General features: G+C 61.7%; 13 protein-coding genes. 6 read left to right on the forward strand and 7 right to left on the reverse strand.

Annotated features, from left to right (window positions below):
• Positions 1–95: 95 nt before the first annotated feature.
• The 5 genes from NKI15_RS20820 to NKI15_RS20840 form a co-directional block, all read right to left on the reverse strand.
• Positions 96–761, reverse strand: a complete 666-nt coding sequence (locus NKI15_RS20820; RefSeq protein WP_023705695.1) for a TIGR02117 family protein — start codon at positions 759–761, stop codon at positions 96–98.
• Positions 762–860: 99 nt separating this feature from the next.
• Complete coding sequence (locus NKI15_RS20825; protein WP_023671483.1) at positions 861–1664, reverse strand: amino acid ABC transporter ATP-binding protein; 804 nt, start codon at positions 1662–1664, stop codon at positions 861–863.
• An 84-nt stretch (positions 1665–1748) separates the two neighbouring features.
• The gene (locus NKI15_RS20830; protein ID WP_023705694.1) at positions 1749–2906 is read right to left on the reverse strand and encodes an amino acid ABC transporter permease; all 1158 of its coding nucleotides are present in this window, start codon (positions 2904–2906) and stop codon (positions 1749–1751) included.
• Between the two features lie 4 nt (positions 2907–2910).
• Complete coding sequence (locus tag NKI15_RS20835) at positions 2911–4098, reverse strand: amino acid ABC transporter permease (RefSeq protein ID WP_023671481.1); 1188 nt, start codon at positions 4096–4098, stop codon at positions 2911–2913.
• A 62-nt stretch (positions 4099–4160) separates the two neighbouring features.
• Complete coding sequence (locus NKI15_RS20840; RefSeq protein WP_023671480.1) at positions 4161–5189, reverse strand: amino acid ABC transporter substrate-binding protein; 1029 nt, start codon at positions 5187–5189, stop codon at positions 4161–4163.
• A gap of 458 nt (positions 5190–5647) precedes the next feature.
• Between NKI15_RS20840 and NKI15_RS20845 the strand changes: the two genes are divergently transcribed.
• The 5 genes from NKI15_RS20845 (at position 5648) to NKI15_RS20865 (ending at position 9865) form a co-directional block, all read left to right on the forward strand.
• On the forward strand, positions 5648–6817 hold the full coding sequence (locus tag NKI15_RS20845; RefSeq protein WP_023705693.1) for a cystathionine beta-lyase: 1170 nt from the start codon (positions 5648–5650) through the stop codon (positions 6815–6817).
• A gap of 226 nt (positions 6818–7043) precedes the next feature.
• Entirely contained in the window at positions 7044–8132 is a 1089-nt protein-coding gene (locus tag NKI15_RS20850) for an HPP family protein (protein ID WP_023671478.1), read from the forward strand.
• A gap of 103 nt (positions 8133–8235) precedes the next feature.
• Entirely contained in the window at positions 8236–8904 is a 669-nt protein-coding gene (locus NKI15_RS20855; RefSeq protein WP_023705692.1) for an RNA polymerase sigma factor, read from the forward strand.
• A 114-nt stretch (positions 8905–9018) separates the two neighbouring features.
• Positions 9019–9543: a DUF4142 domain-containing protein gene (locus tag NKI15_RS20860; protein ID WP_023705691.1), complete on the forward strand. Its 525-nt coding sequence runs from the start codon at positions 9019–9021 to the stop codon at positions 9541–9543.
• Positions 9544–9553: 10 nt separating this feature from the next.
• Complete coding sequence (locus NKI15_RS20865) at positions 9554–9865, forward strand: cupredoxin domain-containing protein (protein WP_023705690.1); 312 nt, start codon at positions 9554–9556, stop codon at positions 9863–9865.
• Here the strand turns inward: NKI15_RS20865 and NKI15_RS20870 are convergent.
• The gene (locus NKI15_RS20870) at positions 9841–10725 is read right to left on the reverse strand and encodes a crotonase/enoyl-CoA hydratase family protein (RefSeq protein WP_352514919.1); all 885 of its coding nucleotides are present in this window, start codon (positions 10723–10725) and stop codon (positions 9841–9843) included. The genes NKI15_RS20865 and NKI15_RS20870 overlap by 25 nt on opposite strands.
• A gap of 81 nt (positions 10726–10806) precedes the next feature.
• On the opposite strand from NKI15_RS20870, the gene NKI15_RS20875 reads away from it, so the two are divergent.
• Entirely contained in the window at positions 10807–11397 is a 591-nt protein-coding gene (locus NKI15_RS20875; protein ID WP_023705688.1) for a TetR/AcrR family transcriptional regulator, read from the forward strand.
• A gap of 97 nt (positions 11398–11494) precedes the next feature.
• Here the strand turns inward: NKI15_RS20875 and NKI15_RS20880 are convergent, their stop codons facing one another.
• On the reverse strand, positions 11495–12721 hold the full coding sequence (locus NKI15_RS20880; RefSeq protein ID WP_023709703.1) for an anion transporter: 1227 nt from the start codon (positions 12719–12721) through the stop codon (positions 11495–11497).
• Positions 12722–13037: the final 316 nt, after the last annotated feature.

Genomic DNA, 13037 nt, shown 5'->3' on the forward strand with positions numbered 1-13037 from the left:
CCCCCCTTGCGGGGGAGATGGCCGGCTGGCCAGAGGGGGGTGCTGTCCCGCTGACTTCAAAAGATCCAACACTGTCGCGGTGCGATGAAGGACTGCTAGTTATGAAACCGCATTGAAAATCCCAGCGAGGCCGGCAGCGGGTTCCACCAGCCGGTGCGCAGGCCGGCGGTGCGCAGGCCGGCGGCTGTCCAGGTGTTGCAGCCGACCAGCGCGTTGAAATGGCCGTTCGCCTCGAAGAAGCGGTCGAAGCTGGAATAGGCGGCGTTCTCGATGACGACCGGACCATGCGGCCCTTGCTGGAAACTCGCGTCGATATAGTCGAGCAGCGCTGCAAAACGTTCCTCATCGATGTCGAAACCGGTGACAGCAGGGTGCGGCTCGGCGATGGCCCCGGCGATATCGACATGCATGACCGAGGCGTCCAGTGTCAGCGCCTTGAGGACGGGCACTGTCTTCAGCTGCGACCAGCTCGGCGTCTCCAGATAGAAGGCCCGGCCGCCCCAGCCAAAGACGATGTAGCGCACTTCCGGGGCGTCGACAGGGATGCCGGCAGCGACCAAGAAATGGAAGCGCCGGTGCACCTCGTCATCGACGGGAATGGCGATGTCGGTGTGGATCGGATTCTCCAGCACCAGAATATGGCGCGTGCCCTCACCCGCCGCTGACGCCGGCCACAGCGGACGCGGCACCAGCGTGCCGAGCGTGGCAGCGAGCGCGACCACGATAATCAGCATGGCCACGAAACGCAGGGCTTTTATCATGCGGCGGCGGCTTTGTGTTTCAATGGAGAAGATCAACCCCGGATAGCAAAAGAGCCCGGCCGCATTACGGCCGGGCTCTTTTGGTTCGCATGAAAATGCTCAGTGCAGGATCTGCGACAGAAACAGCTTCGTGCGCTCGTGGCGCGGATGGTCGAAGAACTCGGCCGGCGTGTTCTGTTCGACGATCTGGCCCTGATCCATGAAGATCACCCGGTTGGCGACCTTGCGGGCAAAGCCCATTTCGTGAGTGACGCACAGCATGGTCATGCCTTCCTCGGCCAGGCCCACCATCGTTTCCAGCACTTCCTTGATCATTTCTGGATCGAGCGCCGAGGTCGGCTCATCGAACAGCATGATGCGCGGGTTCATGCACAGCGAACGCGCGATCGCTACGCGCTGCTGCTGGCCGCCCGACAGCTGGCCCGGATATTTGTTGGCCTGTTCGGGGATCTTGACGCGCTTGAGGAAGTGCATCGCGATTTCCTCGGCCTGCTTCTTCGGCGTCTTGCGCACCCAGATCGGCGCCAGCGTGCAGTTCTCCAGGATGGTCAGATGCGGGAACAGGTTGAAGTGCTGGAACACCATGCCGACCTCGCGGCGCACCTCGTCGATCTTCTTGAGATCGTTGGTGAGTTCCTTGCCGTCGACGATGATCTTGCCCTTCTGGTGCTCTTCCAGCCGGTTGATGCAGCGGATCATGGTCGACTTGCCCGAGCCCGAAGGACCGCAGATGACGATGCGCTCGCCGCGCATCACCTTGAGGTTGATGTCCTTCAGCACATGGAACTCGCCATACCATTTGTGCATGCCGATGATGTCGATTGCGACATCGGTGGTCGAAATGTGCATCTTCTTGGCATCGACCTTGATCTCTTCGGCGCTGACGGCGTTTTCTATGACCATGGCAGGTTCCCCTTTTTGTTCTGTCTTTTAGCTATGATGCATGTCGTTGTCCCAAAACCGCTAAACACTTTTGGGCGACATGCATCAACGTTTGTGGCCGGTGTCGAGCCGGCGTTCCGTGTACATCGAATACCGCGACATGCCGAAGCAGAACAGCCAGAAGACGAAGGCTGCAAAGATGAGACCGGATCTCGCGGTCTGTGGCGTCGCCCAATTGGCGTCCGAGAAGTTCTGCTTGACGACGCCAAGCAGGTCAAACATCGAGATGATGATGACGAGGCTTGTGTCCTTGAACATACCGATGAAGGTATTGACGATGCCGGGGATGACCAGCTTCAGTGCCTGCGGCAGCACGATCAGCACCATCTTCTGCCAGTAGCCCAGGCCAAGCGAATCCGCACCCTCATACTGGCCCTTGGGGATCGCCTGCAGGCCGCCGCGCACCACTTCCGCCATATAGGCCGCGGCAAACAGCGAGACGCCGATCAGCGCCCTGAGATATTTGTCGAACGAAACCCCGGCGGGCAGAAACAGCGGCAGCATGACGCTGGCAAAGAACAGAACGGTGATCAGCGGGATGCCGCGAACGAACTCGATGAAGACCACGCACAGTGTCTTGACGATCGGCATCTTGGAGCGCCGGCCGAGCGCCAGCACGATGCCCATCGGCAGCGACACGGCAATGCCGACAAAGGACAGGCTCAGCGTCACCAGCAGCCCGCCCCATAGCTGGGTCTCCACATGCGGCAGGCCGAAGATGCCGCCGACCAGGAGCACGAACGCGATGATCGGCAGTGCCAGGAATAGAAGAATGGCGTTCAACCCCTTGCGCGGCACACGTGGCATCAGCAACGGCACCAGCAGCGCCACGAACAGGACGGCGACCAGGATCGGCCGCCAGCGCTCTTCCAGGGGATAGCGGCCAAGCATCAACTGGCCGAACTTCGCGTTGACGAAGGCCCAGCAGGCGCCTGACCAGCCGTCCGGCTGGATTCCGCCTTGCGCCACCGTGGCGCATACAGTCCGGTCCGGCCCCGTCCACTGGGCGTTGATGAAGGCCCAGTTGACGATGGGCGGCACGATCATCACCACCAGCGCAATAGCCACTACAGTCAGGATGACGTCGCCCACCGAACCGATCAGGTTCTTGCGAACCCAGGCCAAAGGCCCCCGCACGCCGGCCGGGGCTTGTTGAGCGAGTGCCATTTCGGTCCGCACCCAGGAGGTATCATGTTCCTGCATGGTCTTACCTCTCCACCAGCGCCATCCTGGCGTTAACCACATTCATCACCGCCGACGTCACCAGGCTGATGATGAGATAGACGACCATCATGATCAGCACACCCTCGACCGCTTGACCGGTCTGATTCAGCACTGTGCCCGCGATCGCCGTCAGGTCGGGATAACCGATGGCGATGGCCAGCGACGAGTTCTTGGTCAGGTTGAGATACTGGCTGGTCAGCGGCGGGATGACAATCCGCATGGCTTGGGGAACGACGACAAGCCGCAGGATAGATCCCGGCCGCAGCCCCAGGGCGCCAGCCGCTTCGGTCTGACCCTTGCTGACGCCGAGAATGCCGGCGCGCACGATCTCGGCGATGAAGGAGGCCGTGTAACAGGACAGCGCCAAATAGAGAGACAGGAACTCCGGCCCGATCTGAAAGCCTCCGGTCAGGTTGAAGGTCGATTGTTTTGGAAAGTCGAAGCTCAAGGGAAAGCCGCTCAGCGCATAGGCCAGGAGCGGAAGGCCGACGATCAGCGCCGCCGAAGTCCAGAATACGGGAAACTGCTGGCCCGTTGCCATTTGCCGCTGGCGTGCCGTGCGCGCGACAAAAAAAGCCATGGCGATGCCGACAAGCAAGGCGACAAACATCAGCCAGGAGCCGTCGCCCCAGATAGCGCGCGGAAAATAGAAACCGCGTTGGTTGAGGAAAGAGCCGAACGGCAAATTGAAACTGTCGCGAGGCGCCGGCAGTACCGCGAGCACGCCTGAATACCAGAAGAAGATCACCAGCAGGGGCGGAATGTTGCGGAACACCTCGACATAGACCGTGCAAATCTTGCGAACCAGCCAGTTGCGCGATAACCGGCCGACGCCGACAATGAAGCCAATGATGGTCGCGGTGATAATGCCGGCAACGGCGACGATAATGGTGTTGATAAGCCCGACGACAATGGCCTGGCCATAGGTCGAATCAGAATCATAAGCGATGGGCCTGACTGGAATGTCAAAGCCTGCTCGGTTGTTCAGGAAGCCAAAACCGGAAGTAATATGCAGGCGCTGCAGGTTGACGATGACGTTGTGGACGATCCACCAGACGCCCGCCACCAGCAAGATGACAACCACCGCCTGGAAGAAAAACCCGCGGACTTTCGGATCGTTGATGAAGGAACCGCGGCTCGGCTCCTCGCGAAGAACTTCCTGCGATGCCATTGCTCATCCCCTGGAAAGAGAAACCGGAAGGCAGATGATCTGCCTTCCGGATCACATTTCGATCAGCGGATCGGCGGTGCGTATTGCAGGCCGCCCTTGGTCCACAGCGCATTGATGCCGCGCGCGATCTTCAGCGGGCTGCCGGTGCCGACATTGCGCTCGAACATCTCGCCGTAATTGCCGACTGCCTTGACGATGTTGACGACCCAGTCATTGCTCACGCCAAGGTCGGTTCCGATCTTGGTTTCGGCTTCCTGACCGAGCACGCGCTTGATCTCCGGATTATCCGAGGTCTTCATCTCTTCGACATTGGCCTGGGTGATGCCCAGTTCCTCTGCCTGCAACAGGGCGAAGTAGGTCCACTTGACGATGTGGTACCACTGGTCGTCCCCCTGGCGTACGGCGGGGCCGAGCGGCTCTTTGGAGATGATCTCGGGCAGCACGACATGGTCGGCCGGCGCACTCAGCGTCAGGCGGATGCCATAGAGGCCGGATTGGTCGGTGGTGTAGACGTCGCAGCGGCCGGCGTCATAGGCAGCGTTGACCTCTTCCAGCTTTTCGAAGACGACCGGGTTGTACTCCATCTTGTTCGCCTTGAAGTAATCGGCGAGGTTGAGCTCGGTGGTGGTGCCGCTCTGCACGCAGACTGCCGCACCTGAAAGCTGCAGCGCCGAATTGACGCCAGGCAGTTTCTTGGCGTTGATCATGAAACCCTGGCCGTCATAATAGGTGACGCCGATGAAGTTCAGGCCAAGCGCGGTATCGCGATTGATGGTCCATGTGGTGTTGCGCGACAGGAGATCGATCTCGCCCGACTGCAACGCGGTGAAGCGCTCCTTGGCGCTGAGCGGCGTGAACTTGACCTTGGAGGCATCGCCGAAGACTGCACCAGCGACAGCGCGGCAGAAATCCGCGTCGATGCCTTTCCAATCGCCTTTGTCGTCAGGCGCCGAGAAGCCGGCCAGGCCCGTCGAGACACCGCACTGGATGAAGCCCTTCGCCTTGACGGTATCGAGCGTTGTCGCCGACGCGGCCGAAGCCATCCATCCAAGCGCAGCGGCACCGAGAATGCCAATTGCAATATGTTTCATAACCCACAGACCCTTTTCTGTTTTCAGGTAAACCCTGATCCTCAGGCAAATCCTGATCTTTTCCCGCGTGAACCCGGCTCCCATCCGGCTCATTCCGGAACCTCGCGTCGTAACCGACGCCCGGCCCCTCCCATTCACGAACTGCATCGAAGGCGATTATCTCTGTGAGGTCAAGGGAAATGACCGTTTCACGACAGCTTTGAAAACCAATTGCCGCAAATGCCTGAATTGCGGACAACACCATCAGGAAAGCAGCAAGCCCCGCAAACAAAAACGGCAAAGTCCGTCGACGCTAATCCACATCCACTCATGAAATCCGCGGCTCTGGATTGCTACGCATTCCAGACTATTCATAAGGGAATTGGCCTATGCAAAGGGCACCACCTGGCGGGCGCCCGCTGTTGCACGGCCAATGCCGCCGCTCTATGGCTAGCGCGTTCACCACGAGGCGAAGAGCAATGGCGACTGACGGCAACGAGATGGGTATCAACACGCGGCTTGCCCATTCGGGCAACAATCCGCACGACTATTTCGGCTTCGTCAATCCGCCGATCGTGCATGCCTCGACCGTGCTCTATCCCAATGCGTCGGCGATGGCGGCGCGCAGCCAGAAATACACCTATGGCACACGCGGCACGCCGACCACCGATGCGTTGGCGCATGCGATCGACGCGCTGGAAGGCTCCGCCGGCACCATAATCGTGCCGTCGGGCCTGGCGGCGGTGACCGTTCCGTTGCTGGCGTTTCTCTCGGCAGGCGATCACATCCTGATTGTCGATTCCGTTTACCATCCGACCCGCAATTTCGCCGACACGATGCTGAAGCGGCTGGGTGTCGAGGTCGAGTATTACGATCCGCATGCCGGCGCCGGCATCGCCAGCTTGATCAAGCCGAACACCAAAGTCGTGTTTACGGAATCACCGGCCTCCAACACCTTCGAGGTGCAGGACGTTCCGGCGATCGCCAAGGCGGCGCATGAAACGGGCGCCATCGTCATGATGGACAACACCTGGGCAACGCCGCTCTACTTCCATCCGCTCGACCACGGCGTCGATATCTCGATCCATGCGGCGACGAAATATCCGGCCGGGCATTCGGACGTGCTGCTGGGCACAGTGTCTGCCAATGCCAACTGCTGGAAGCAGCTTTGCGAGACGTTCTACACGATGGGCTGCTGCGCCGGCCCCGACGACGTCTATCAAGTCCTGCGCGGCCTGCGCACGATGGGCGTTCGGCTGGATCACCATCAAAAGAGCGCGCTTGCCATTGCCGTCTGGCTTGAAGGCCAGCCCGGCGTGGCCCGCGTGCTGCACCCGGCGCTCCCCAGCCACCCCGACCACGCGGTGTGGAAGCGTGATTTTTCCGGCTCGAGCGGCATCTTTTCCATCGTGCTCAAAGGCGGCGGCCAGAGACAGCAGCATGCCTTCCTCGATGCCTTGAAAATCTTCGGTCTCGGCTATTCCTGGGGCGGCTATGAGAGCCTTGCCGTGCCGGTCTTCCTCGGCGACCGTACCGTCGCCAAGGGCCCCTATGACGGCCCGCTGATCCGGCTGCAGATCGGGCTCGAGGATGTCGAGGACCTCAAGGCCGATATCCTGCGCGGGCTGGAAGCGGCCGCTGCGGCATGACACCAGCAAACTTGCGAAGCTGATTCCGCTAGCCCGCTTAACCCGTTGAAAGGATTGGCGAGCGACTTTCGTAGGACGATCGACGTCGCAAAGCCGCTCATGGGTAGACCAAGCGCAATGTTATTTCCCCAACGCGCGCTTTTTCGGATCGGTTTGACTTTCAAAATCGTCGGCCCAACGCCATTGCAGGCGCTGCGCCCACAATTCCAGCCGGACTGAGCTTACCATGGCCTTTCGTCTCTTTGTCCCCATTCTCGCCGGCGCGACGCTGCGCGAGCGCCTCATCGCCTGCATCGGGGCGATGATCGGCATTGCGCTGACCGGCGCGATCGGCGCGCTGGTGCTTGGCAACGGCCCGCATGTGCCGCTGCTGGTGGCGCCGATGGGGGCTTCGGCGGTGCTGCTGTTTGCGGTGCCTGCAAGCCCGCTGGCGCAGCCATGGTCGATCATCGGCGGCAATACAATATCGGCGCTGGTCGGCGTGATCGTGGCCCATTTCGTCCATCAGCCCGTTCTCGCAACGGGCATTGCCGTGGCGATGGCGATCGCCGCCATGTCGTTCTCACGCTGCCTGCATCCGCCGGGCGGAGCCGCCGCACTGACCGCCGTGCTCGGCGGGCCGGCCGTGATCGGTGCCGGCTTCCTGTTTCCGTTCGTGCCGGTGGCGCTGAACTCCATGATGCTGGTCGCGCTCGGCTATGCTTTCCACAGGCTGTCGCGACGCAGCTACCCGCATGTGCCGGCCCCTGCCCCGAAAAGCACGCACGGAACCATCGATCCGCCGGCTCAGGAGCGCATCGGCTTCCGGGCCGAGGACATCGATGCCGCGCTGGCTGCGCTCGACGAGACCTTCGACATCGACCGCAACGATCTCGAACAACTGCTGCGACAGGTCGAACTGCAAGCGACGATGCGCGCACACCGAACCATGTTGTGCGAGGACATCATGTCGTGCGACGTGATTTCGGTCGATGAACACGCGTCCGCCGATCGGGCGCGTCATCTGCTGCTCGACCACAATATCCGCACGCTGCCGGTTGTAGACAAGGACGCCAGACTGGTCGGCACCGTTGGATTGAGGGAATTGGCGCGAGCCGACGAAGCCGTCGGAAGCGTTACGTCGACAGCGTCGACCGCCGCCGCCGGTACGCCCGCCATGGCCCTGCTACCGGTGCTCACCGACGGCCGCACCCATGCAGTCATCATCGTGGACGGGGACAGCCGCATCCTTGGCCTGATCACGCAGACCGATCTGCTTGCGGCAACGGCACGAGCGCAGGCTGCTGACAAGCCGCTGGCGGAAGCAGTATTCTAGGCGCCGTCGGAGCCGGGCGAAAATGGCCGGGAACCTTTTGCCGGCGATGTTATCCAATGTCTTGATCGAGGTTTCGAACGGGGATTGGATCGAGGAACTGGCCATGCCTGCTATGTCTCTACCAATGCCCACTGCTGCCTCAAGCGAGATGCTTCTCGTGCGCCGCGCGCTGGCACGCGAAGGCAACGCCTTCCGCATCATCATGAAGACCCATAATCAGCGGCTCTATCGCATCGCTCGCGGGGTGGTGCGCAACGATGCTGAAGCCGAGGACATCGTCCAGGAGGCCTATGTCAGAGCCTTTGCCCATCTCGATGCCTTTCGCGGGGAGTCCTCATTGGCCACCTGGCTGTCGCGCATCGTCATCAACGAGGCGCTCGGTCGTCTGCGCAAAAGGCGGCGGACGGTGGCGAAAAACCCGCAAGCCGAAATCATCCAGTTCCCCCTCAATCCCAGCGACGATCCGGAGCGGACGATGGCGCAGCGGCAGATCCTCGAGTTGGTGGAACGGGCGACCGACAGCCTACCCGATGTTTATCGGACGGTGTTCGTGGCGCGGGTTATCGAGGGGCTCAGTATCGAGGAGACCGCCGAGCTGCTTGGCGTGCGGCCGGAAACCGTCAAGACAAGGCTACACCGCGCCCGCGCCCTGGTACGCAAGGCACTCGACGACCAGATCGGGCCGGTGCTGCTCGACGCCTTCCCGTTTGCCGGCCGGCGCTGCGACAGGCTGACCAGCGCCGTCATGCAGCGGCTCGGCCTGGAGAGCTGATCATCGCTGATTTGGCCGATTTCCCCGGGAACGTTTGCCGCCGCTGCGCATCCAATGACCGTCAACTGAAAAACACGGCCCGGCGCGATCCTGCGTCCGGGCGAAGGAGATGCCATGGTTACCCGACACACCGCCGCCCTCGCTGCCTTGCTGCTGCTTGGCGCTGCCCCGCTCGCGCAAGCCGCCGACAAGCCGACGGACCCGCAGATCGCCCACATCGCCTACACGGCAGGCGTCATCGATGTGGAAGCCGCCAAGCAGGCGATCAAGAAATCGAAGACCAAGGAGGTCGTGGATTTCGCCAACGACATGGTGCGCGACCACGAAGCGGTCAACGCGCAGGCACTGGAACTGGTAAAGAAGCTGAAGGTGACGCCGGAAGACAACGCAACCAGCCAGGCGCTGACCAAGGCTGCGGCCGAGGAGCGGGCGAAGCTCGCCAAACTCGACGGCGCAGCCTTTGACAAAGCCTATGTCGACAACGAGATCGCCTACCACAAACAGGTCGACGGCGCGCTTGAAACCCTTTTGATCCCATCGGCCAGTAATACCGAGTTGAAGAGCCTGCTGGAGACCGGCCTGAAGATTTTCCAGGGCCATGAACAGCACGCCGAGCATGTTGCAGGTATGCTGAAGTAAGGATCAGGCCATGTCGAAACGGCAGCTGTGGATTGCACTGGCGCTGGTCTTCGGGACCTCACCCGTGCAGGCCGAAACCATCCAGGTCACCATCGACAAACTTGTCTTTTCGCCGGCCACCGTCGACGCGAAGGTCGGCGACACGATCAAGTGGGTGAACAAGGACGTGTTCGCACATACGGCTACCGTCAAGGGTGGCTGGGAAGTGATGATCCCGCCGAAGACAACAGCGAGCCTGCCCCTGCGGAAGGCGGAAGCGGTCGAATATTTCTGCCGCTTCCACCCCAACATGAAAGGTCATCTGGCCGTGACGGCGCCTTGATCCCGGTCCGCAAGCCCGTCCTGCTGCGTTGAGGCTCGCCTGGCTTCATCCGGCCGGGTGATGTGTGTCCACGAGCCGTCACAGCCCGGCTGGCGCCGTGCGATCCAGGCATCCAGCCCTTCGCGCAGATCAGCGGTCGGAGCCATGCGGGCGAACTGCTCGGCCTCGACAGCCAAGCCTTCCGCGATGCTCTGGTTCAGGCCCCGCGCCACTGCTGTGAGGATCGAGGCAATTGCTGCAGGAGAATGTCTGGTCATGCGCCGGGCGAGATCAATTGCGGCGGGCATCAGCTCCTCATGCGGCACCACCTGGTTGACGAGGCCGAGTTCGACGGCGCGCGGCGGCGGGAACCAATCGCCGGTCAACAGCAGCTCGAGCGCCCGCTTGCGCCCTGCCAGTCTCGGAAGCCGCTGCGTGCCGCCGAAAGCGGGCGGCATTGCAAGGTTGATCTCAGGCTTGGCGAACAAGGCGCGGTCGCTGGCGATAGCGAGCGGCACGGCTTCGGTGATCTCGCAGCCGCCGCCGAAGGCGATGCCGTTGACGGCGGCGATGACGGGCTTGCGGAATGCCTCCAGCCTTGCGGTCAGGCACTGTCCGCGCATGACGAAGTCGCGCAGGGCAACGTCGACGCCGATGTCCACGCTGCCTGAGAATTCATGGATGTCGCCGCCGGCGGAGAAGGCGCGCTCTCCTGCTCCAGTGAGGATGACGGCGCGGATGGCATCGTCGGTCTCGGCGGCATCGAGGAGCGCAAGCAGGCGATCAATCAGCGCATAGTTCAAGGCGTTGAGCTTTTCCGGCCGATTAAGTGTGAGGATGGCGATCCCGTTGCGGGCCTCGGTGAGCACAAGCTCGGTCATGTCTTCTCCTTCCCTGTGTTTGTCGACGGAGAGGATCAGGCTTTCGGTTGTATGTATATTCACTAGTCGGTATACTTGCGTATGAGCGAAGCACCAAGCCCTACCCGCAAACGCATTGTCGATGCCGCAACGAAGCTGTTCTATGCCGAGGGGATCGGCCGAGTCAGCGTCGATGCAGTGGCGGAAAAAGCCGGGCTGACCAAGCGCACGCTCTACTATCATTTCAAGAGCAAGGACGATTTGATCGCGGCCTATCTCGACGGTCGCGACCAGCCGAACCTCAAGCAGATGGCCGGCTGGTTCGAGATGACCGAAGGCGATGTCGAGCGCAAGGTCGAGGCGATTTTTACCAATCTGGCGCGCGTGGCGAAGCACCCGAAATGGAGAGGCTGCGGCTTTCTGCGCACGGCAGCCGAACTCGCTTCCATGCCCGGACACCCGGCCGTTAAAGCGGGGGCGCGGCATAAGCAGAATTTCGAGACCTGGCTGGCCGGCGAACTCACAGGCCACGGCGTCGACGAGCCGCAGACCCTGGCGCGCGAAATCGTGCTTTTGATGGACGGCGCGTTCTCGATCATGCTGATCCACCGCAACCCCGACTATGTCGAGGCCGCCGGACAGGCCGCTGCAACGCTGGTTCGGGCAAGGTCAGGATCGGCGACTATCCGCTAGAGCGTTCACCGTTTAGTGGAGACGGCGAAACACGCTATCTCTTTGTTTTGACGCAATTCCGGACGGAGAACCGCTTCACATTTTTCGTGGAGTTGCTCTAGAATCCAGCCGCCAGCCATGCCGTGCCGACGGCAAGGGTGAGCAGCGTCAGTGGCAGGCCGACCTTGAAGAAGGCTGAGAAGGACAGCTGCGTGCCGGCCGCCCGCGCCTGTTCGGCGACGATCAGGTTGGCGACCGAGCCAAGCAAGGTGAAGTTGCCGGCCAGCGTCGAGCTCATCGCCACCACCAGCCAGGCACGCCCGGGGTTTTCAAGGCCGGGTATGAATGGCCGCAGCGCCAGCACGGCCGGAACATTGCTCATGATGTTGGAGAGCACCGCGGTGAAGCCCGATAGACGCCAGACGTCGTCCAGCCCGAGGTTCTTGGCCGAGGCGATGATGTCGGGCGTCAGCAGCGTCTTTTCGGCGCCGGCGACAACGATGAACAGGCCGGCGAACATGAACAGCAGCGGGCCGTCGATCTCGCGGTAAATGCGTGCCGGCTTGATGGCGCGGGTGAGCAGCAGGATGGCGCCGCCGATGAGCGCTGCCTTGGCAACCGGTACGCCGGCGAAGAAGGCGATGGCCAGGCCAATGCAGACAACCACCGCCTTCAGCACCTGTCCCGGCAGCATGCGGCCGCGATAGACTTCCGGGTTGAGATCGGCGGTGCGGGCGAATTCGGCGCGGTAGACGATGCGCACGATGACGACGACCGCGACGAGGCCGAAGAGGGCAACCGGCGCCAGGGCGGCCGAAAAAGCTGGGTAGGAAATTCCCGACAGCGCGCCGATGACCATGTTCTGCGGGTTGCCGGTGATGGTGGCGACGCTGCCGCAGTTGGACGCGGTGGCGGTGGCGATCAGATAGGGAATGGGATTGCGATTGATGACACGGGTGACGTGGACGACGATCGGCGCCATGACCAGGCAGATGGCGTCGTTGACCAGGAACGCCGACAACACGCCGGTCAACAGCGTCACCATCACCAGCAGCACGAAAGGCGCGTGCGCATGCTCGATAGCGTAGGCGCCAAGCGCCCGGAAGGCGCCGGACACCTTCAGATGCGCCACCACGATCATCATGCCGAGCAGCAGCGTAATGGTGTCGAAATTGATGGCGCGATAGGCATCTTCCATACTGAGTGCGCCGATGGCGATCATCGCCGCCCCCCCCAGCAAGGCGATCCCTGCCCGGTCGAGACGGAGGCCTGGAATACGCCCGATTGCGACGCCGGCATAAGTCAGGACAAGGATCAAAAGTGCCGCTGCGCCCATCAATGTCATTGGCAGACATCCTTGTCCAAACGAACCGACGCAGGAACGGACTGTTCCCGCTCGGGCATTTGCCGGGCAGCTTTAACGCCGCTCCAGCAAAGCGAAAGCCTATAACGATCCGAATGCGAAAATCGGTGGGCAAAATCGCGGGTTGACCGATGCCGGGAGCAACCGGAGCTTGATCTTGAGACGGCCGAGATTGGGAATGAGACACGCGCGGCGGACTGCCGGTGGCCTGAGATTGCCATCCGCGAACTTCCCCTCGGAAGGCTCTCGTGGCGTATGTAATTAAATTCTAATTTAGGCTTTCCGGGTATGGATAGCT

The organism is Mesorhizobium sp. M0862 (assembly GCF_040319795.1).
Classification (GTDB): Bacteria; Pseudomonadota; Alphaproteobacteria; order Rhizobiales; family Rhizobiaceae; genus Mesorhizobium.

Coding starts and splice junctions, on each gene's coding strand:
- NKI15_RS20820 (WP_023705695.1), bottom strand. CDS start 761: ATGATAAAAGCCCTGCGTTTCGTGGCCATGCTGATTATCGTGGTCGCG.
- NKI15_RS20825 (WP_023671483.1), bottom strand. CDS start 1,664: ATGGTCATAGAAAACGCCGTCAGCGCCGAAGAGATCAAGGTCGATGCC.
- NKI15_RS20830 (WP_023705694.1), bottom strand. CDS start 2,906: ATGCAGGAACATGATACCTCCTGGGTGCGGACCGAAATGGCACTCGCT.
- NKI15_RS20835 (WP_023671481.1), bottom strand. CDS start 4,098: ATGGCATCGCAGGAAGTTCTTCGCGAGGAGCCGAGCCGCGGTTCCTTC.
- NKI15_RS20840 (WP_023671480.1), bottom strand. CDS start 5,189: ATGAAACATATTGCAATTGGCATTCTCGGTGCCGCTGCGCTTGGATGG.
- NKI15_RS20845 (WP_023705693.1), top strand. CDS start 5,648: ATGGCGACTGACGGCAACGAGATGGGTATCAACACGCGGCTTGCCCAT.
- NKI15_RS20850 (WP_023671478.1), top strand. CDS start 7,044: ATGGCCTTTCGTCTCTTTGTCCCCATTCTCGCCGGCGCGACGCTGCGC.
- NKI15_RS20855 (WP_023705692.1), top strand. CDS start 8,236: ATGCCTGCTATGTCTCTACCAATGCCCACTGCTGCCTCAAGCGAGATG.
- NKI15_RS20860 (WP_023705691.1), top strand. CDS start 9,019: ATGGTTACCCGACACACCGCCGCCCTCGCTGCCTTGCTGCTGCTTGGC.
- NKI15_RS20865 (WP_023705690.1), top strand. CDS start 9,554: ATGTCGAAACGGCAGCTGTGGATTGCACTGGCGCTGGTCTTCGGGACC.
- NKI15_RS20870 (WP_352514919.1), bottom strand. CDS start 10,725: ATGACCGAGCTTGTGCTCACCGAGGCCCGCAACGGGATCGCCATCCTC.
- NKI15_RS20875 (WP_023705688.1), top strand. CDS start 10,807: ATGAGCGAAGCACCAAGCCCTACCCGCAAACGCATTGTCGATGCCGCA.
- NKI15_RS20880 (WP_023709703.1), bottom strand. CDS start 12,721: ATGACATTGATGGGCGCAGCGGCACTTTTGATCCTTGTCCTGACTTAT.